This window comes from Paraburkholderia sabiae, assembly GCF_030412785.1.
GTDB classification, from domain to species: domain Bacteria; phylum Pseudomonadota; class Gammaproteobacteria; order Burkholderiales; family Burkholderiaceae; genus Paraburkholderia; species Paraburkholderia sabiae.
In genome coordinates this window covers 5,697,692-5,717,143 of the sequence record NZ_CP125295.1, presented here as the reverse complement: position 1 = coordinate 5,717,143, position 19,452 = coordinate 5,697,692, and the positions used below count along the sequence as shown (strand labels likewise).

Sequence of the window (19,452 nt, the reverse complement as noted above, 5' to 3'; positions counted from 1 at the left end):
ATGGCCAAATCCGAATTCGACAAGTTTGCGCAAGACTATGATCGTGTTCTCGGCGAGTCAATCCCGGATGGACTAAACGAAGACGGTTATTTTGCTGAGTACAAGATCGCGTTGATGGCCAAGCGTCTCAAAGATCGTCAACCACGACGAATCTTAGACTTCGGTTGCGGCGCTGGACGCAGCCTACCTCATCTGGCGCAATATTTCCCTGATGCAGAACTTTGGGGGTTTGACGTCTCCCAAGACTCGTTAAATTTCGCGCATGAACGAACGCCTTCGGCGCACCTGTTCTCTGATTGGTCAATTGCAGAATACGTTAGCTTCGACGCGATCGTCGCAGCCAATGTGTTTCACCATATTCCTCCAGATCAAAGGCCGCTAGCGCTCGATCGCTGCAATCGAGCGTTAGCTCCTAATGGAATCATGTTCCTCTTCGAACACAATCCGCTGAATCCGGCGACGCGTTGGATATTTGAGCGTTGTCCATTTGACGTCGACGCGGAGATGCTGAGTCTCAGAACTGCATTGGATCTAACGAAAGCCGCCGGATTTTCAACCGAGCAACACGGCTACACATTGTTCTTCCCTCGTCCGCTGGCTGCTCTCCGCGGCTTCGAACCGTACCTCAAACGATTGCCTCTCGGTGCGCAATACTATGTCCAGATGGAAAAGTGAGTCAGCGCTTCTGTCCCGCTACGCGGGCAGCGGCGTCCTGAACACGATTGCAGGGTTTAGCGCGATTTTCGTGCTCATGAAATGCGGGACATCACCGGTCGTAGCCAATATTGGCGGCTATGCTATCGGGCTTGCGCTTAGCTTTTTTGTCTCCAAAAAGCTTGTTTTTCGCAGCAATGGCAGATTCGTCGAGGAAGGACTTCGGTATCTGGTCGCCTTTTTCGCGTGCTTCGCGGTGAACCTTGCCACGCTTTACATTGCCATCAATGAGTTTCACCTCAATGCGAACTTGGCGCAGCTACTCGCTACCGTGACGTACACAGCCCTTATGTATGCTGTTACCCGATGGTTCGTCTTTAGATCGGCGTCGCCTTTGCTCAAGCATGAGCGCTAAATAATAGGGCTGCAGCCTAGAGTTTATCGGGCTGCGGAACCAAGACTAACAAAAACTCTGATTCAAGAGAAATCAATGAAATCTGCGGGCCAGTGGCTATCTTTTCAGAATGCAGACGGTAGCCACAGACTGATGACGTGCTTCGTGCTCGTTTTGGGGCTATTCAACTTTTTCTTCGGCGAAATCGTCCCCGCTGGCGGAGGGTTTGGTTGGGATGGAGTCACCTATGCTGACATGGTCCGCAACCTGGGATCTCTGATCAGTGATGGCAAACTCAGTCATTACTACGCTCAGCGCATCCTTCCTTCCGCAGTTGTGAGAACAATGCTCTTGATGTGGCGTGCGCCATTTACCAACATCAACATCATTCACGCATTCTCCATATATAACCTCACCCTTTTGCTATGTGCAACCATTGCATGGAAACGCATCGCAAACCATCTTTCGCTGTCAGTCACCGGACGCTGGCTAGGATTTTCCGGAATATTCGTAAATTTTATTGTTTCGAAGCAGGTTATGTACTACCCCGTGTCAACAGATGTCACGGCTGTACTAATTAGCCTTCTTCTACTTCTTTTTTATTTAAAGCGCAGCCCCATCCCGCTGTTTACCATCACTGTCGTTGGATCTTTCGTTTGGCAGATAACCAGCATATACGGTGCAATGCTGATGCTATCCTTATGTATGACCATGAATGATGAGAGCGCGAATCCCCCCCGCTCCACCTTCAACTCTAAGAAATTCTTCTTCGTATTCAAGGCGTCTTTTTTGGTCATACTTGCGCTCTCGATCACAGCGTATTGCATCATCGCTTTCGTACTTCGATTCGCGCCTCAAAACTCGGAGCGCGTTCATGTCTTTGAGCGCTTCTTTGCCGGCGCTCCCTCGTTGTTGGCGGTGATCGTCGCGATGCTTATGGTTCTAGGATCCCTGCAAAATCTGTCCGCAATAGTCGCGCAACGCAGAACGGTCAAGATCCATCTTTGGATTTTGGCCGCAGCAGGTCTGCTTATCCCTGCTTGCATCGTGCGACTCATCTCAAACCCAGCTCTCCCAGACCCGAACGGCTTCCTTCAAGTGCTCGAGTGGGCGGTATTTCCTCTCAATGGAGAGGGAAAATTCCTGTTGCCTCTGCTAACACTCACACTCACTTGGGGTCCCGCGATTTTATTGTCGGTGATCTACTGGCCGGATGTATGCGTTGAGGTTCGCAAATTAGGACCCGGCGTCATGGGTGTAGTCGCTATGACCCTGCCGCTTGGACTCGTGACCGAGCCTCGCTACGTGCTCGGCGCATGGCCATTCGTGGTTGTGGCGCTTGTTCTGGTCCTCGCGAAAAGCAAGTTGAGCAGGCCGTTCACAATTGCGTTTTTCGCGCTTGCTATCTTATATGCGCAGTTCTGGCTAAAGCTGAACCTGGCGCCGTGGACAGGGGGCGACGGCGATGGGTTACTCGACTTCCCCAAGCAGATGTTGTTTATGCATTATGGGCCTTGGATGAGTTGGCCATCGTATCTCATCCAGTTGCCGATTGTCGTTCTCAGTGGGATTTTGCTCCGCCGACTACTCCGAAGCAGTAATGAGTGAAGTGACCCAGCCTCTTGCCGCCGTCCGATTAACCGACGGAAAGACAAGCAGCTTTAGTAGCGCCTATAGCATCGCGCCCCTTGCGCTCGGCAGCGTCGAAATTTGCCCGGCAGCAGCGGACTTGCACCCATAGACGAAATCCCGAACTGCAGCTGCAAAGATCGAGAAAACCGTTTCACTGAACGTGTGCAACACACCGCCGACGGTCGGGTAGCCTTACGTCGGCGCGCCTCCTAGAAATCCTTTGCCCGCGTTCAAGCTGGTTTCTATCGCGACGATGTCAGCGTGGCTTAGCGGAGCGCAGGCGTAAGTCATCGCTGGCGCGCTCGAACTGGTAATCTCGTTGCCAGCAGAAAGTTCGGCTTGCGCTGGCGTCGCCATCGGAGTCGTGTCTGGGTTGTGCGCGCGGCGTGGAGATACATCCTTCGGCTAGCTCCACCCGTCAAGTCGGGTTTGCCGAGCGCTTACGCTGGACCGGCGTATAGGTGTTGCCGACCGTGCCCACGGCTGCCTTGCTAATGTCGGTTGAATGCTGAATGTACCGACGCGCCAGCTTTCCCGCTGTTGATTCTGGTATTTGCGCTCGGTAACGGGCTATTCTCAAAGCTGATCTCGGTTCGCCCGCTCGTCGTTTTGGGAGAGCCCAGGCTTTGCCCAATTTTTATCTCATCTGCTGCTGTTGAGGGTGGTTGACCGCTATCGAGGTAACTTAGGGGCTCAGATTCCACTCTCTGCATCGCATATTAGATAGCTGCGGTAACGATTGCACCTTTGCTTTGGACGTTCATCGAAACGCCGGCGCGTACGCAAATCAGGAGGATTGGTTCCAAAGAGAAGTCAGTCGCGGCCGGCTCCATTTAGCAAAGGCTCGTAAGGCGGCTGCCGACCGGTGCGCTCAGTGCGGGCGGAACCGGGCGCGGGGCGTATGCACGGTGGAAGCACTGATGCGTGCCGTCTGCGTACTACCCGACTAAGTCTTCGTGCGAGCTATGGAGTTGGCTATGAGCACCGACTTTAACGTCAATGTGGCACCTTTAAAGCCTAGTATGGCTGGAGCTCACGTACGATGCGTTAAGAACGCTCGTTGTCGGTAAGCACGACAGTCGGCATGTCAACATTCTTCATGGACGTACGCGCTTTCGGATGGGAGCTTGCGTAAAGCATTTTCCGACGTCTCACACCTCAACCCCTTCCGTTGAGCTAAACGGCGAATACTGCAAGTAAGCCAGCAACCTCACCTCTCTACGCCCGCGGCTGACGGTGTCCAGAATCATCCCCGTCATCACGCTCAACGACGCGAGTATCACGAGGCTCATCGACAGAATGGCCGTCGGCAGGCGCGGCACCAGACCCGTCTCCACGTAGTGTGCGAAAACCGGCTCGATCAGCACCAACGCGATCAACGTCAGCAGCGTGCCGAAGCAGGTGAAAAAGAACATCGGCCGTTCGTGACGAATCAGCTTCATGATCAACATCAGGATCCTGTAACCGTCACGATAGGTGTTCAACTTGCTTTCCGATCCCTCGGGCCGGCCCCGATACGGACCCTCGACGTGTGAAATCGGCATCGACAGTTCGAGCGCGTGGATCGTCAGTTCAGTCTCGATGTCGAAGCCCGCCGACAACGCAGGAAAGGACTTCACGAAGCGTCGCGAAAACACCTTGTAGCCCGATAGCATGTCCTTGACACGGTTGCCGAAGATCTTGCGCACGACGCCCGTCAGCATCCGGTTGCCGAAGCGATGGCCGCCCCGATAGGCCGCGTCCTCGGTTTCCTTGCGGATGTAATTGACCAGGTCGTACGGACCGGACATGGCCGTGCGCAACATGTCGGGCGCGAGGCTGGCTTCGTACGTATCGTCGCCGTCGGCCATGATGTAGTAATCGGCGTCGATGTCGCGGAACATCCGGCGCACGACGTGGCCCTTACCCTGCTGCGTTTCTTTCCGCACGACGGCACCCGCCTGCGCGGCAACGCTAGCCGTGTTGTCGCGAGAGTTGTTGTCGTAGACATAGACCGTCGCGTCGGGGAGCGCTTCCCTGAAGTTACGGACCACCTTGCCAATGGCAACTTCCTCGTTGTAACAGGGAATCAGAACTGCGATCTTGCACGGCCTCATTGTTGTTTCCTTTATTGCGATTTCTTTTTCATGGCAGGCATGAGCAACATGCCGAACGCGACGAGCATGGCGAGCCACGCCCAGATCATATGCGGTGGCTCGTAGCCGAAGACGACGCTGCTTTTGCCTGCGGGCAAAGCGATGGCCTGGAACAGGTCTCTGTGTTCCGCAATCGATGTTGGCGAACCGTTGACCTTCGCCGTCCAGCCAGGGAAAAATAATTCGCGCCGCAGCAGGGTGGAGGGGGCCGCGCAGTCGGCCGTCACGTGTTCGCGGTCGTGCGCTGTGATGCGGCACGCCTCATCGGCCGCTTCGAAGTACGGCTTCGGCTGGTCGAGTTCGAAAATGTTCATGACCTGGTCGGCATACACCTGCCTGGCCAGCGAAGGCTTGTCGTCCTGGATCGGCAGTTTGATCTGTAAGCCGTGCGCGGTCTGTACACCCGCCGGTCCCGTCAGTTGCTGATCGTCGGCACGCTCGCGAACGGGGGCCATCCACAGCACGAGGGGCTTGGTGCCGCCGCTGCGCGCAAACCGGTAGCGAACGATAGCGCGTGCGTCAACCGACAGCGCCCGGGACAACGGGATATAGAACGTCAAATTGTCGTTCGACTCCTTCAAATCCCGCTGTCCACCGGAGCAAACGGAGTCGACGCAGACTTCCGCCGTGAGCATGCCGTCCGACGTGTTGCCATAGTTGCCGACGGACACGCCGATCTGATCGATCGTGACGGATTTATCCGTCATGCCGGCAGGCAACGTCCCTGACACAGCTTCGCTGGGCATCATCGGCAGCGGAGATTGCTTCGCGGTGTTCGTCTTGCTGGTGAGCGTCGGGACGAATGGGTTGTCGCCGGCACGGGCGATCACGTATTTGACGCCGATCCATTCGTAGTTCTCGAGGTTGCGGATCAGCTCCTCACTTGACGTCGGCACCGTGGAACCGGGAGCTCGATAGTTGCCGATGAAGGAGATGGGATCCGCATAGGCGTCGAGATTCCCACGAATCCAGTCAACCCAGCGCCGGTTGATGGGCAAGTAGTTGTGGTTGATTGCGGCGAGGCCGAAGTAGGCACCGTAGTTGGCCTGGATCGGACCAAGCGAATAGATCCGCTGCAGTCCGATGTTTTTTTGCAGGAAGCCGATTGCTTCCATGTCCACCTCGCCTGAGCGTGGATTGCTCAGCGTTGGCACGGAGAACATCAGTACGCTGTCGACGACGAGAAACACCGCAATCGCCGTGGCACCCCGCGCCGGACGGCAGCGCCACAGGATCGCGCCGAGCGCGGCCACGGAAATCACGCCCCACAGGACGGACGCGATAGCGGCATTTCGGACGGGCACGAAGCCGCGAAGATGAGGCCACAGGGACGCCACGTAGACGACGCCCCCAATCAGCAGCAGCGCGGACAGGGTCGCGATGTGGCGTCGATGCGTGGCATGCTCCTGCTGTTGTGCACGAAGATCGTCGACAGCCTGCGCCGCCAGAATGATGAACGCGAGTTCCCACGTCGGCACCGCATAGCGGTAGAACGCGGCCTGCGAAACCCCGGGGATGAGATTCCACAGTGCGCTCACGACGGGGACGCCGAACGATTTGCCCAGCACCATGAACAGCCAGGCCAGCAGCAGCCACGTGAGCGGCGTGCGTCGCAACATCGCGCCGTACAACCCGACGACAACCACGATCAAGCTGAGATAGCCGCCTATGCTGCCCCAGATTCCGCCGAGACGGTCCCACGCAAACCCGCCTGCGGCAATGGGACCGAACACATACGGGAACAGCAGGCTAGGCAAGAGGCCTGCCGGATCGAGCGCGGCATTGGCGAAGCCGCCGTCATGGCCGCCGAGCCATGCGTGCGGCAGGAACTCGAAGAAGGCGAGGACTTGCGGGGCACAAAGCGCCAGTCCGACCACGCCGCCGATCGCGAGACGGACGATAAACGCCAGCCTGAAACCCGGCGCCTGCCACAAGCGCAAGAGCGACCACGCGAGCGCGAGCAGGCCATTGAGATACGCGGTTTCGGGAAAACCGGCGACGACGCTCATCCACAACGCGACGGCAAACAGGCGCCAGCCGCGCGGCGTCCCGAGCCGAGCCTTGGCGAACGCGCGCTCCACGCCCCACAGCATCCACGGCAGGAAGGGCACAGGCAGCGCCGGTGCGTGATCGAACCACGCGAGCGCGCCGTTGAACGCGAAGAGCGCGCCGCCCGTCGCGGCGGCAAAGCGGCTCAGTCCCAACTGCCGCAACAGGCCGTACGTGCCCCAGCCCGCGATGATTTGCAGCAGGATGTGCTGCAGCAGCATCCCGTTGGGCAACAGCAGCATCAAGGTCGGCGGGAAGAATGCGGCGGGCTGATATTCGGCAGCGAGCGGCAAGCCGACGCCCGAGAAATAATTCCACCAGGGAACAGTGCCGTTGAGCCAGTCCAGCGCCGCGCGATAGCCAAGCGCTTGAGCGGTAAAGGCGTTGTTGGGATCGACGTACGGAATGCCTTGCGTCAGGCCTGGCTTGTAGTGCTGCGCCACCATGCCCAGATACAGCATCGGGTTCGCGTGGTAAAGGCCTGCGAGTCCGGGCAGCGCCGCGATGACAGGCAGCAAAAAAAGCAACAGCAACGGAACTGCGTCCGTTCGCCGAATACGCCAGATTGTCGTCGACAAAGGTTATCCCCGAGTGAATCCGAACGCGCCCGGCCGCGTGGGGCGGGGCGCTGTCATGCTCCTGAATCCGGGTCGCGGCAAGGCATGCCGGTCCGGGAGCGGCCGCATGCCTTTTCTCATCGGGCCGGTACCACGTGCGCAGCGCCCGTTACGCTGATGCGTGCGCGAGGCGGCCCGTCCCCGCGTAGGCTCCAGACGTTATTCGTGGATCTGAGAGCGCAGCCATGCGGCTGTCATTTTAATTCCAGCGTCCAACGCAACCTTCGGTTCCCAGCCGAGTTCTCTTTTCGCGAGCGTGTTATCGAGCACGCTCGCGGGAACGTCGAACGGACGTCCCGCACGATATGTCCGCTCCACAGGATGCTCGAGTATCGCTTCGATCTTGCCGATGATTTCGTTCAGGCTCGTGCCGTAGCCCGAGCTGATATTGAACACGGACTCGCTGCCATCGTATTGAACAGCGCGGGCAAAGGCCTCGGCGACGTCGCTGATGTACAGGTAATCGCGTGTGACGGTGCCGTCGCCCCAGATCTCGAATGGCTGCTTCCTGAGCGCCTTGTCGAGAAAGACGGCGATGGCGCCTTGCGCTGTCTCCACACGCTGCCGCTCCCCGTAAGGATTGGCGACTCGCAGGATGTTCGCCTTGATCCCGTGCTGATACTGGTAGAGCAGCAGGTACTTCTCGATCGCCAGTTTGGTGATGCCGTACGACACCTTCGGATTGGTCGGATGCTTTTCGTCGATGGGCAGATAGACCGGGTCGCCATACACGGTCCCGCCTGACGAAATGAACACGATCTTCTTCACGTTCTTCGCGACCATCGCGTTCAGCAACTGCAGCGTGGCGACGAGATTGCTCTGGACGTCGTAGATGGGATCGTCGTTCGAGCTTTTCGGCAGCGTCGTCGACACCAGATGCACGACGATGTCGGAGCCGTCGATGGCTTCCGTGACGTCGTGCATGCTGGTGAGATCACCTGTCATCCAGTTTACTTTTTCGCTGTCGTTGAACGGGCGATAAGGACCGACACGCGGCCGCTCGAACACGCAGATCTCGTGGTTGTCGCGCAGCAGGCGATCGACGATCGTCGATCCGATGAACCCGCCGCCACCGAAGACGGTAATTCTCATGCCATTTCCTTATTGTCGAGCGGCGCGGCATGGCGCGGCAGCGGTTCGATCCGGGGCGGCCAGGCGAGGGAGAAGTCGGTACGGTCCAACGCCAGGTTCGGACTGTAGGCTGGGTCGTAGTTCAACGTATATCCCCAGCGCGTCTGCATATACTCGACTTCGCGGCCGAAACGCGCCACCTTCTCCGGATTGTCTTCCGTGCCGCGCGTTGCGGACTCGTGATGATACAGCTCCGCAAAAGGCGTCCAGACGTTGCGATAGCCGGTCTCTCTGACGCGCAGGCAGAAGTCGACATCGTTGAACGCGACGGTCAGATCGGCCTCGTTCAAGCCGCCCACCTCTTCGTAGATGGACTTGCGGATAATCAGGCAGGCGGCCGTTACCGCGGAGAACGAGCTGACCAGCGCGTTGCGCGAAAAATAGCCGAAGCTGTCGCGCGGGAAAAGGCGGTGCGCATGACCTGCTACGCCGCCGAGGCCCGTAACGACTCCCGCGTGCTGTACTGTCCCATCCGGATAGAGCAGTTTCGCGCCGACGGCACCGACGCCGGGCTGGAGGGCCAACGACACCATCTCCTCGAGCCACGTGTCGGTGATCACCTCGATGTCGTTGTTGATGAGGCCGACGAGTTCGCCGTTCGCGCTCGCGATTGCCATGTTGTTGAGCGCCGAGTAATTGAACGGGCGGTTATCGCGAATCACGCGGATGTTGTCGGCGGACTTCAGGCTCTCCAGATAGTCGAGCGTGGCCTGCTCGTCAGAGCCGTTGTCGACGACGATGATTTCGTACGGCGCGTATGTCGTCTTCTTCTGGATGCTGTCGATACACTGACTGAGCAAACCGACGCCATTGCGCGTCGGAATGATCAGACTGACGAGCGGCAGACGCTTGGGCAGGTGATAGCGCACGCGATAGCCGAACGGCAGACCTTCGGCACTGGCGTCGACCCCTTGCCGAGCGAAATGCTCGTTCAGCGCGCGCTCGCCGGCGATGACGGCATAGGGCTTGGCATCGCCCGATGCCGCCGTGCTCGAAGGATGAACCCGCCAGTGATACAGCACACGCGGGATGTGGACGATCGATTGGGCGCCAATACGCTCCAGGCAACGCAGCGCGAGGTCGTGGTCCTGCGAGCCTTCGAGTCCGGTGCGAAAGCCGCCGATTTCATCGAGCAGACGCTTCTGATACACGCCGAAGTGCGAAATCATGTTCTGCGAATAGAACAGGTCGATGTTCATATCGCATTTGAAGTACGGATCGTGACGCCGGCCCTTTACATCGATCTTGTCTTCGTCGGAATAGAAGAGGCGGGCGTCGGGGTGGCGGACGACTTCCTTCGCCACGCAGTAGAGCGCATGCGGCGCGAGCAGGTCGTCGTGATCGAGCAGGCCGACCCAGTCGGACGTCACCAGTTCGAGCGCGCTATTCGATGCGGCGGAAATGTGCCCGTTCTTGTCACGGAACACGACGCGGATGCGCGAATCTTCCTGCATGTAGCGCTCGAGCAGCGGACGCACATTCTGGTTCGTCGATGCATCGTCTGCAATGCAGAGTTCCCAGTGCGGATAGACCTGATTGCGGACGGAGTCGATGGCTTCCGCCAGCCACACGGGATCCGCGTTATACGTCGGCATGACCAGCGAGATGCGCGGCGCCGCGACCATCGCCGCGACCTCCGCCTTCAGCGCGGCGATGACCTTTGCGTCGAGCTTGTCGAACTTCTCGATCCACTCGGCGTAGTCGGCGCCGGGAATCGGCCGACTGCCGATACGCCTTTTCAGCCCGGTCAACCCTTCGCGCCTGAATACGTCCACGCCTTTCTTCAACAACGGATAGCCGCCGTCCCGTCGGACGAGGCCAATGAACCGCTGGGCGAGGTTGACATATCTCTTCATGTTGAACTGGGGCAGATGCTATAGGTGGTCCGGGCTCGCGCGCTTACTTGTGCCACGTGAGAACAGACGACGCCGCATAGTTGAAGACAGCACCGAGGATCGCACCGGCGAGGCCCGCAAGAATCTGGTTAGGCTCGAACTGGACGAGCCAGCTGGCCGCCCCGACATTCGCAAAGGTGCCGAGGCTGCACACCAGATAGAACGTCGCCATGCCAATCACGAATTTTATGCCCTTCAGCCGTCGATCGCGGTAGGTGAGCTGGTTGTTCAGCACGAAGTTCCAGGCCATCGCGACCAGCGTAGCCGTCAACTGGGCGGACGGGAAGGGCAGTCCGAACGCGTGCAGGGCGACCTGCAGCACGGCGAGGTGCACCGCGATCCCCGTGGCGCCGACGATCAGGAACATCAGGAAGCGGATCGGCAGGAACCCGCCCGACAGCTTGGAGAATAGCAGCCCCAGATATTCGGCGGTCACCAGCGTGTCGAGCTTGGACTCGCCCGCAACGCGCTGCCGGAAGTGATAGGGGACTTCGACCGTCTTCAGATGCGTCGGCGTGGACGCGATGATGTCGAGCAGGATCTTGAAGCCTTCGTCGGACAGTTTGCCGGCGATGGCGTCGACGCGAGCGCGTGGAATCATGAAGAAGCCGCTCATCGGGTCGCTCACGTCGATGCGCAGGAATTTGCGCGCCAGATTGGTAGCCTGGTTGGAGCCCCATTGCCTGATTGGCGAAAGGCCCTGGCTGGATGCTTCTTCGCCCGCATAGCGGGTGCCGATCACGAGATCTGCACCGTCCCTGATCGCCTGGTACATCTTCGGCAGGATCGACTCGTCGTGCTGCAGGTCGGCATCCATCACGGCGACCGTTGGCGCCGCGCTCGACAGAATGCCCTCGATACAGGCGCCCGACAAACCTCGGCGTCCGATGCGGTGAATGCAGCGAACCCGTGCGTCGCCGTGGGCGAGCTGCTTGACCGTTTCGAACGTCTTGTCCGGGCTGTTGTCGTCGACAAAGATGACTTCCCAGCGGATATCTGCGAGAACGCGGTCTAACCGGCGAACGAGTTCACCGACATTGGCCTTTTCGTTATAGGTCGGGACGATGATCGACAGCTCGGGTGCGATTGAAGCGTTGACCGGCGCGATCGATTGTTGCGGATGCGTGGAATGCATGAAGGGCGATTCCTTGAACACTATCATTAAATTTCGTAAAAGGAGCGATTGAAGTGCTGGCGGTCGGCTGTCCCGCGGGGTGTTCCTGTTCTCGATTCAGCGCCGGCGTATGGCCGGATTCGCAGGATACGGGTCACGCAAGCCTTGGCAGCTGGCTCCAGTTTTTAATAAATGGCGAGTCATTCTTCTGAATGAATACGCAAAGCCGCTCCAGGTGGCAATGCGCATGACGGCGCGACCGCACGCGTGCACGGCAGCGCAGTCGTAATTTAGCGAAGAGTCGACGCGGTGGCCAAATGACGGCCGGCCGACTTCTGGCGATCAACCAATTTCGGCATGAAGCGGCACATCGGCGGTCTCGACCGACCGGTCCCGGTGTTTGAACAGGATCATGCGAGAGCTCATGAGGTTGACGAACATGCCGGCGATACTGCCTACGGCGACGCCGATGATCGGATGTGACGCCGCAACGGGGTATTTCGATACAACGAAATAGTAGGCCGAATAATTGACGGCGCCCCCCATCAGCATGAGAAGGAAATAAACTGCGAATTCGGATTTCGCGTCGAGCGACGAACGCTTGTTCTTGAAAGTCCACGCCCGGTTGATGAGCCAGGTCGTGAATGCAGCGCAGACGAAAGAGGTCGCCCGGCCGTAGAAGAGGCCGAAATGGCCTTTCGTCAGATAAAGGACACTGGTGTCGACGACAAAGCCGATTGTACCGACGACACCGAATGCAAAAATTTCCCTAATAAAGGCGATCGAAAAGAAGCGGGTCATATGCTGGTTGCCTAAGTGGGATATCGACGGCCCACACCGTTTGCGCGAGGAGTGCTGTCCTTTCGGTCGCAAGACTGCCAAGTGCCGTATGGTACATGAACGGGCACCCGGCGACGAGCGCGGTGAGGCGCACGCGCCGGGGGCTTGACCTTTAATTCCTTTCGTGTCTACCGTAGCGGTCGTCGAAGCGCACGATGTCGTCTTCGCCGAGATAAGCGCCGGATTGGACCTCGATCAATTCCAGTGGGATTTTTCCTGGATTTTCCAGCGCATGGACGTTCCCCACCGGAATATAAACCGACTCGTTTTCGGTCAGCAGCGTTTCGTGCTCGCCGTTCTGAACACGGGCGGTGCCCGAAACAACCACCCAATGCTCTGCCCTATGATGGTGCATCTGCACGGAGAGCTTGGCGCCGGGGTTCACGGTGATGCGTTTGACCTGATAGCGCGCGCCTTTGTCGATCGAATCGTAGCTTCCCCACGGACGGTAGACCAGGCGGTGCTGAACGGCTTCCGATCGCTGTTCGGCCTTCAGTTTCTCGACGATTTTCTTGACGTGCTGGACGTCCTTTTTGTTCGCAATCAGAACCGCGTCGTCCGTGTCGACAACGATCAGATCCTCCAGTCCGACAGCTGCCACCAGGCGGCCGCCCGACGATTGCAGGAAGCAGTTTTCATTGCCGAAGCCAATCACGTCGCCCTTGGTCACGTTGCCTTCGCCATCCTTCTCGGCCACGTCCCACAGCGCAGACCACGAACCGACATCGCTCCAGCCCGCATCGAGCGAGACGATCATTGCTTTGTCGGTTTTCTCCATGACGGCGTAGTCGACAGAGTCTTCCGGCGACCGGGCGAACGCTTCCTTGTCCAGGCGCACGAAGTCCAGGTCGTCCTTGGCGGCGTCGAGCGAAGCGCGGCAGGCCGCCAGCATGTCCGGGGCGAACTTCTCGAGTTCTTCGAGATAAACCGATGCCCGAAACAGGAACATGCCGCTATTCCAGAAATACTCGCCGGACGCCAGGTAGGCGCGTGCGGTATCCAGATCGGGTTTTTCGACGAACGTCGCAAGTCGCATCACCTGGCCTTGCTCTCCGGGCACCGCGCGCAGGTAGCCGTAGCCCGTTTCCGGCGCGACGGGTTTGATGCCGAACGTCGCCATCGCGCCCGTTTCGGCGACCTGGGCGGCCGCCGCGACGGCTCGATGGAACACCCCGACATCGCGGATCACGTGGTCGGCGGCGAGAACCAGCAGAAGCGGGTCGGTATCGTTGCGCAGCGCCCGGAGCGCCGAGACGGCGATGGCGGGGGCGGTGTTGCGGCTAATGGGCTCGAGGATAATGGTTGCATCGAGCGAATGGTGCTGGCGCAGCTGCTCGGCCACGATGAACCGATGGTCGTCGTGACACACGACCAGTGGGCTGCACAGGCCCTCGATACCTTCCAGCCGGTTCAGCGTTTCCTGCAGCATGGTGCGTTCGCCCGTGAGCGGCAGGAACTGCTTCGGGAATAGCGCTCGGGAAAGGGGCCACAACCGGGTTCCGGAGCCGCCAGCGAGGATGACGGGCACGATGGGTAGGTTCGCCATGAGAAGCCTTAAAGCAATAGTGTTCTGGACCGCGCTCGATGCAGCACGGGAAACGCCGTCCCGACGCGGATTCGTGGGCGCGGCGAGCGCATTCCGTCGATCGACATCTCGCGCTCCAAGCCCGCCATATCGTGCTGCGAGGGGCGCGATGAGCGGGATAATATTTTCCAACTCTCCGCGCTCGAGGGGGAAACGTCTCCAAGGCCGCTCATGCAGCGTGTAATCGCATCATATGCCGCAATATTGAGAGTCGCCCGCCCATTACAGGCCGGATTCGTGCCCATGCTGCCGGTGCGCTCGCCGTCCGCCGATGCGCGTCTACAAAATGCACGCGACTTTACTTCGTCGTTCCTTATTCAGCAAGCGAAAGCGTCTGGTGGAAAGAATGCGGAAATATTGATACGCCTTCGATTCGCCTTGTCTCGTTAATTACTGTTCCTTTACGGTAACAAAGCGAAAATCGGGTTGCCGAATCCACGCATTTTCCGCAAACTTGCGACTCCGATTTGCCCCTACCAAAAATACAGTGTCGCCCACCAGACACGCCGCTTTAACCACATGAACACTACGCGTGAGTCGGGCAATGAGAACGAGGGTCTCTCCGTGTCCCTGGTCGTATATCGTACGGACCCGCAGCAGCTCGCACAGACACTGAGAAGTCTCGCTGCCGCATACGATGAACTAAAAGAGGCCCATCCGGCCTTCAAACTGCACGTCAGTCTTGTCGATAACGGCGGATCGCCCGATACGACGGCGTCCGTCGACGATCTGCGCGCGCGCGGCGCGACGTGCTCGATCATTGCGGGACACGGCAACGTAGGCTATGGCCGCGGCCATAATCTGGCCATCGAGGGCGCCACCTATTACTATCACCTCGTTCTCAACCCGGACATCGATCTTGACCGGAACGCCTTGGTGCGCGCGGTCGATTTCTTCGAAAGCCATCCGGACGTCGGCCTGCTGACGCCGCGCATCGGCGACGAAGACGGCAGCATTCAGTATCTGTGCCGCCGCTACCCGACGCTGCTCGACCTGTTCGTCCGCGGCTTCCTGCCTGCACGCGTGCGCCGCTTCTTCACGCGGCGCCTCGCGCGCTACGAAATGCGCGACGTCATCAACGACCGCGACATCGTATGGGATCCGCCCATCGTCAGCGGCTGCTTCATGCTGTATCGAACGAACGTGCTGAAGCAGCTCGCGGGCTTCGACCCTCGCTATTTCCTTTATTTCGAGGATTACGACCTGAGCCTGCGCACGCATGAAGTCGCCCGGATCGCCTATCTGCCCGCGATGCGCGTGCTTCATCACGGCGGCGGCGCGGCGCGGAAGGGCTCCGCACACATCCGGATGTTCGTCGCGTCGGCGTTCCGGTTCTTCAACCGTTTCGGCTGGAAGTGGCTATGAGTCATGTAGTCGTGAGCGGAGCGAACGGGTTCGTCGGACGCGCGTTGTGTCGCGCGCTGCTCGACGCAGGTCATCGCGTGACGGGACTCGTGCGGCGTTCGGGCGGATGCGTCGACGGCGTGACGGAGTGGATCGACTCGAGCACGGACTACAACGGCATCGCCGAAACCTGGCCCGCCGGCCTGGCAGCCGACTGCATCGTGCATCTGGCTGCGCGCGTGCATGTGATGCACGACACGGCCGCAGACCCGGATGCCGCGTTCCGCGCGACCAATGTGGACGGCACGTTGCGGCTCGCCGCAGTCGCGCAGCAGCATGGGGTGCCGCGTTTCCTGTTCGTCAGCAGCATCAAGGCGGTCGCGGAAACCGACAATGGCAGGCCCTTGCGGGAATACGATGCGCCGCGCATCGACGACGCGTATGGTCGCTCGAAGCGTGCCGCCGAAGAAGGCCTCATCCGGCTCGGCGACGCGACGGGACTGGAGATCGTCATTGCGCGCCCGCCGCTCGTCTACGGACCGCAAGTGCGCGCTAACTTCCTGCGACTGATGGACGCCGTCTGGCGCGGTGTGCCGCTGCCGCTTGGTGGCGCCGATGCGCGGCGCAGCATGATCTACGTCGGCAACCTGGCCGACGCGCTGGCGCATTGCGCGACCGATCCGCGCGCGGTCCGCCAGTGCTTTCACGTCGCGGACAGTACCGCACCGACCGTCGCGGAACTGGTGCGCGCGCTCGCGCGGCATCTCGGCAAGCCGGCGCGGCTGCTGCCCGTGCCGGCCAGCTGGCTGCGCGCGGCGGGGCGATTGACGGGCCGCTCCGCGCAGGTCGATCGTCTGATCGGCGGTCTGCAGGTCGATACATCGCATATTCGCGACATGCTCGGCTGGCAACCGCCGTATTCAACCGACGAAGGCCTGTCGGCAACCGCCGACTGGTATCGTTCGACTCACTGACCCGTTCATGCAGATGCAAGATTCACTGATGTCTCCGTGGACTCTTCCCCTCGTCGCCGGCGTGGCCGTCTGCGCCTGCGCAGCGATCCAGTACCTGTTGCTCAAGACGGGTCTCGCATGGCGCCTCGCGACCGACATCCCCAATGACCGCTCGCTCCACGTGCGGCCGACGCCGCGCGTCGGCGGCTGGGGCATCGTGCCCGTCACTGTCGTGGCAATGCTGCTCGTCGCGCCGTCGCTGTGGTTCGTCGCGCTGGCGACGGCGTTCCTCGCCGCTGTCTCGCAGATCGACGATCGCCGTGGCTTGCCCGCGCGCGTGCGCTTCGCTGCGCATCTGATCGCCGTGATCGCGTTCGTCGCGATGTTTCCCGCCGCCGCGCAGTGGTGGGTGCTGGTGGCACTGGCATTTTTGATGGTCTGGCTGGTCAATCTCTACAATTTCATGGATGGCGCTGACGGTCTCGCTGGGGGCATGGCGCTGTTCGGCTTTGGGGGCTACGCGGCGGCAGCGCTGCTTTCCGGGCATCCCATGCCGGAACTGGCGCTGGCGTCGCTGGCGATAGCGGCCGCCGCGCTCGGCTTCCTGTTCTTCAATTTCCACCCGGCACGGATTTTTCTTGGCGACGCGGGCTCGATTTCTCTCGGCTATCTCGCGGGTGCCCTCGGCTACTGGGGCTGGCGCGGCGGCGCGTGGCCCGTGTGGTTCCCGGCACTCGTGTTCGCGCCGTTCATCGGCGATGCGTCGGTGACGCTCGCACGTCGGCTCGCGCGCGGCGAAAAATTTTGGCAAGCGCACCGTGAGCACTACTATCAACGCATGGTGCGTTCCGGCGTCGGCCATGCAGGCACCGCATGGGCGTGGTATGCGATGATGATCATCGGCATAGCCCTTGCTTTATTCGCACTCGGCCGTTCTGCCGCGACTCAGTGGGGCATCGTCGTGGGATGGGCTGGCGTTCTGGTTGTCGTCGGAAGCATCGTCGATCTGCGTTGGCGCCGTTTCCAATCCACACTGTCCAGACAATCTAAGGTATGACGCTGATGCTCAGATCCAAAGCCAGCTGGCTATCCTTCAGCGCTTTCCTTTTCGACCTGGCCGCCGTCGCGGGCACGTGGCTCGTCGCCTACGTGATCCGCTTTAACGGCGCCGTGCCTGTCGATTTCCGCGACGGCGCGCTACACGCGCTCATCTGGGTGCTCCCCGTCTACGGTGTGATGTTCCGCATCTTCGGCCTGTACCGCGGCATGTGGGTGTTCGCAAGCCTGCCGGACCTGATGCGTATCTCGAAAGCGGTCGCGACGGGCGCGTTGCTGTCGATGATTCTCGCCGTGATGATCCAGCCCGTGCCGATAGTTCCGCGTTCCGTGCTGCTCGTTTCGCCGCTGCTACTGTTCCTCGCGATGGGCGGCTCGCGCGCGCTGTACCGCGCGGCGAAAGAGTTCTATCTGTACGGCGGCCTCGTTGCGCAGGGCAAGCCTGTCGTCGTAATCGGCGCGGGCACGGCGGGCGCCATGCTCGCGCGCGAGTTGTCGCGTTCGAGCGAATGGCGCCTGATCGGCCTGCTCGACGACGATGTCTCGAAGCAAGGCCGGGAGATTTACGGCTACAAGGTGCTCGGTCCGATCGGCAAGCTGCCCGAGATTGCCGAGGCGATGAAGACCGAATACGCGATCATCGCGATACCGTCCGCACCCGTCGAACAGCAGCGCCGCGCGGCGACGCTGTGCTTGCGCGCGGGCGTGCGCGCGATGGTTTTGCCTGCGCTCGCGGATATGACGGAAGGCCAGGCCTCGCTGTCCCGCGTGCGCCATATCGACCTCGAAGATCTGCTTGGTCGTGAGCCCGTGCATATCGACACGCCGCACGTCGAGGCGCTGCTGCACGCGCGCGTTGTCATGGTGACCGGGGCGGGTGGCTCGATCGGTTCGGAACTGTGCCGTCAGATTCTGCGCTTCCAGCCGGCGCAATTGATCGCCTTCGATATCTCCGAATACGCGATGTATCGGCTCGTCGAAGAACTGCACGAACGCTTCCCCGGCCTGTCGATCATCCCTGTAATCGGTGACGCGAAAGACTCGCTGCTTCTCGACCAGGTGATGGCACGCTTCACGCCTCACATCGTCTATCATGCGGCCGCCTACAAGCATGTGCCGCTGATGGAAGAGCAGAACGCGTGGCAGGCCGTGCGCAACAACGTGCTCGGCACCTATCGCGTGGCGCGCGCGGCAATTCGCCACGACGTGAAGCGCTTCGTGCTGATTTCGACCGACAAGGCCGTCAACCCGACCAACGTGATGGGCGCAAGCAAGCGCCTCGCGGAAATGGCCTGTCAGGCGCTGCAGCAGGCCAGCAAGCGCACGCAGTTTGAGACGGTGCGCTTCGGCAACGTGCTTGGCAGTGCGGGCAGCGTGATCCCCAAGTTCCAGCAGCAGATCGCGAAGGGCGGCCCCGTCACCGTCACCCATCCGGAAATTACGCGCTTCTTCATGACGATACCTGAGGCCTCGCAACTCGTGCTGCAGGCGTCGAGCATGGGTCACGGCGGCGAGATCTTCATCCTCGACATGGGCGAGCCGATGAAAATTGTCGATCTCGCACGCGACCTGATCCGCCTGTACGGCTTTACGGAAGAGCAGATCCGCATCGAATTCACGGGGCTGCGGCCTGGCGAGAAACTGTACGAAGAACTGCTCGCCGATGAGGAAACGACGACGCGCACGCCGCATCCGAAGCTGCGGACGGCGCAGGCACGCGGCGTGCCGGACAATCTGCTCGACGAACTGTTGCCATGGCTGATGCAGCATCGCGTGCTGACGGACGACGAAGTGCGCCGCGATCTGCGCCGCTGGGTCGCCGAATATCAGCCGATGCTGACTTCTCCGCCGCTTCGCAGCGTGTCGCCGTCTCCGGACAAGCGGGCCTCGATGTGAAGAAAAGGGCGCCGAGGCGCCTTTCTCATGTTCGTTGTTCGTGGTGCTTTGCCCTGGATTTGCAACGACGCGTCACGAACAATCAGGCGCCACGATATGCGTGCGATAAAATGGCCACGCTCTGCGTGCGCGGCTGTCACCCGCGCCGACAACCATA

14 protein-coding genes are annotated in these 19,452 nt (G+C 60.2%); 7 read left to right on the top strand and 7 right to left on the bottom strand.

Translation table 11 applies throughout. The features are described 5' to 3' along the window. The 3 genes from QEN71_RS25655 (at nt 1) to QEN71_RS25645 (ending at nt 2,656) form a co-directional block, all read left to right on the top strand. Nucleotides 1-675, top strand: a complete 675-nt coding sequence (locus QEN71_RS25655; protein ID WP_201651006.1) for a class I SAM-dependent methyltransferase — start codon at nt 1-3, stop codon at nt 673-675. Further along, nucleotides 656-1,069 carry a GtrA family protein gene (locus QEN71_RS44815; protein ID WP_201651007.1) on the top strand — a complete coding sequence of 138 codons (414 nt, stop codon included), beginning with the start codon at nt 656-658 and terminating at the stop codon, nt 1,067-1,069. The genes QEN71_RS25655 and QEN71_RS44815 overlap by 20 nt, the downstream gene beginning before the upstream one ends. Nucleotides 1,070-1,144: 75 nt before the next feature. Then, on the top strand, nt 1,145-2,656 hold the full coding sequence (locus tag QEN71_RS25645) for a hypothetical protein (protein WP_201651008.1): 1,512 nt from the start codon (nt 1,145-1,147) through the stop codon (nt 2,654-2,656). 1,175 nt (nt 2,657-3,831) lie between these two features. Here QEN71_RS25645 and QEN71_RS25640 read toward each other — a convergent pair. The 7 genes from QEN71_RS25640 to QEN71_RS25610 all read right to left on the bottom strand — a co-directional run bounded on the left by QEN71_RS25640 (nt 3,832) and on the right by QEN71_RS25610 (nt 14,007). Next, nucleotides 3,832-4,776, bottom strand: coding sequence for a glycosyltransferase family 2 protein (locus QEN71_RS25640; protein ID WP_201651009.1), 945 nt, complete (start codon nt 4,774-4,776; stop codon nt 3,832-3,834). An 11-nt stretch (nt 4,777-4,787) separates the two neighbouring features. Next, complete coding sequence (locus QEN71_RS25635; RefSeq protein WP_201651010.1) at nt 4,788-7,397, bottom strand: glycosyltransferase family protein; 2,610 nt, start codon at nt 7,395-7,397, stop codon at nt 4,788-4,790. Between the two features lie 243 nt (nt 7,398-7,640). After that, nucleotides 7,641-8,573 (bottom strand): NAD-dependent epimerase/dehydratase family protein, encoded by a 933-nt coding sequence (locus QEN71_RS25630; protein ID WP_201651011.1) that lies wholly within the window; start codon nt 8,571-8,573, stop codon nt 7,641-7,643. Next, nucleotides 8,570-10,468 carry a glycosyltransferase family 2 protein gene (locus QEN71_RS25625; RefSeq protein ID WP_201651012.1) on the bottom strand — a complete coding sequence of 633 codons (1,899 nt, stop codon included), beginning with the start codon at nt 10,466-10,468 and terminating at the stop codon, nt 8,570-8,572. The genes QEN71_RS25630 and QEN71_RS25625 overlap by 4 nt, the downstream gene beginning before the upstream one ends. A gap of 43 nt (nt 10,469-10,511) precedes the next feature. Further along, nucleotides 10,512-11,663: a glycosyltransferase family 2 protein gene (locus QEN71_RS25620; protein WP_233471818.1), complete on the bottom strand. Its 1,152-nt coding sequence runs from the start codon at nt 11,661-11,663 to the stop codon at nt 10,512-10,514. A gap of 300 nt (nt 11,664-11,963) precedes the next feature. Beyond that, nucleotides 11,964-12,422, bottom strand: coding sequence for a GtrA family protein (locus QEN71_RS25615; RefSeq protein ID WP_201651013.1), 459 nt, complete (start codon nt 12,420-12,422; stop codon nt 11,964-11,966). Nucleotides 12,423-12,573: 151 nt separating this feature from the next. Next, nucleotides 12,574-14,007: a mannose-1-phosphate guanylyltransferase/mannose-6-phosphate isomerase gene (locus QEN71_RS25610; protein WP_201651014.1), complete on the bottom strand. Its 1,434-nt coding sequence runs from the start codon at nt 14,005-14,007 to the stop codon at nt 12,574-12,576. Between the two features lie 558 nt (nt 14,008-14,565). Here QEN71_RS25610 and QEN71_RS25605 point away from each other — a divergent pair. Genes QEN71_RS25605 through QEN71_RS25590 form a run of 4 tightly spaced genes read left to right on the top strand, consistent with a single transcriptional unit; the run spans nt 14,566 to nt 19,295 of the window. Further along, complete coding sequence (locus QEN71_RS25605) at nt 14,566-15,411, top strand: glycosyltransferase family 2 protein (protein ID WP_201651015.1); 846 nt, start codon at nt 14,566-14,568, stop codon at nt 15,409-15,411. Beyond that, on the top strand, nt 15,408-16,364 hold the full coding sequence (locus QEN71_RS25600) for a UDP-glucose 4-epimerase family protein (protein ID WP_201651016.1): 957 nt from the start codon (nt 15,408-15,410) through the stop codon (nt 16,362-16,364). Before QEN71_RS25605 ends, QEN71_RS25600 begins: the two co-directional genes overlap by 4 nt. 7 nt (nt 16,365-16,371) lie before the next feature. Beyond that, a complete protein-coding gene (locus QEN71_RS25595) occupies nt 16,372-17,400 on the top strand; it encodes an MraY family glycosyltransferase (protein WP_201651017.1) in 1,029 nt (342 codons plus the stop codon). Between the two features lie 5 nt (nt 17,401-17,405). After that, on the top strand, nt 17,406-19,295 hold the full coding sequence (locus QEN71_RS25590) for a polysaccharide biosynthesis protein (RefSeq protein WP_201651018.1): 1,890 nt from the start codon (nt 17,406-17,408) through the stop codon (nt 19,293-19,295). The last annotated feature ends 157 nt before the right edge of the window (nt 19,296-19,452 follow it).

Bases quoted from the DNA above. Each gene is read 5' to 3' on its own strand.
- QEN71_RS25590 (WP_201651018.1), top strand. From the start codon at position 17,406: ATGCTCAGATCCAAAGCCAGCTGGCTATCCTTCAGCGCTTTCCTTTTC.
- QEN71_RS25645 (WP_201651008.1), top strand. From the start codon at position 1,145: ATGAAATCTGCGGGCCAGTGGCTATCTTTTCAGAATGCAGACGGTAGC.
- QEN71_RS25595 (WP_201651017.1), top strand. From the start codon at position 16,372: ATGCAGATGCAAGATTCACTGATGTCTCCGTGGACTCTTCCCCTCGTC.
- QEN71_RS25655 (WP_201651006.1), top strand. From the start codon at position 1: ATGGCCAAATCCGAATTCGACAAGTTTGCGCAAGACTATGATCGTGTT.
- QEN71_RS25610 (WP_201651014.1), bottom strand. From the start codon at position 14,007: ATGGCGAACCTACCCATCGTGCCCGTCATCCTCGCTGGCGGCTCCGGA.
- QEN71_RS25625 (WP_201651012.1), bottom strand. From the start codon at position 10,468: ATGAAGAGATATGTCAACCTCGCCCAGCGGTTCATTGGCCTCGTCCGA.
- QEN71_RS25605 (WP_201651015.1), top strand. From the start codon at position 14,566: ATGAACACTACGCGTGAGTCGGGCAATGAGAACGAGGGTCTCTCCGTG.
- QEN71_RS25615 (WP_201651013.1), bottom strand. From the start codon at position 12,422: ATGACCCGCTTCTTTTCGATCGCCTTTATTAGGGAAATTTTTGCATTC.
- QEN71_RS25640 (WP_201651009.1), bottom strand. From the start codon at position 4,776: ATGAGGCCGTGCAAGATCGCAGTTCTGATTCCCTGTTACAACGAGGAA.
- QEN71_RS44815 (WP_201651007.1), top strand. From the start codon at position 656: ATGTCCAGATGGAAAAGTGAGTCAGCGCTTCTGTCCCGCTACGCGGGC.
- QEN71_RS25600 (WP_201651016.1), top strand. From the start codon at position 15,408: ATGAGTCATGTAGTCGTGAGCGGAGCGAACGGGTTCGTCGGACGCGCG.
- QEN71_RS25630 (WP_201651011.1), bottom strand. From the start codon at position 8,573: ATGAGAATTACCGTCTTCGGTGGCGGCGGGTTCATCGGATCGACGATC.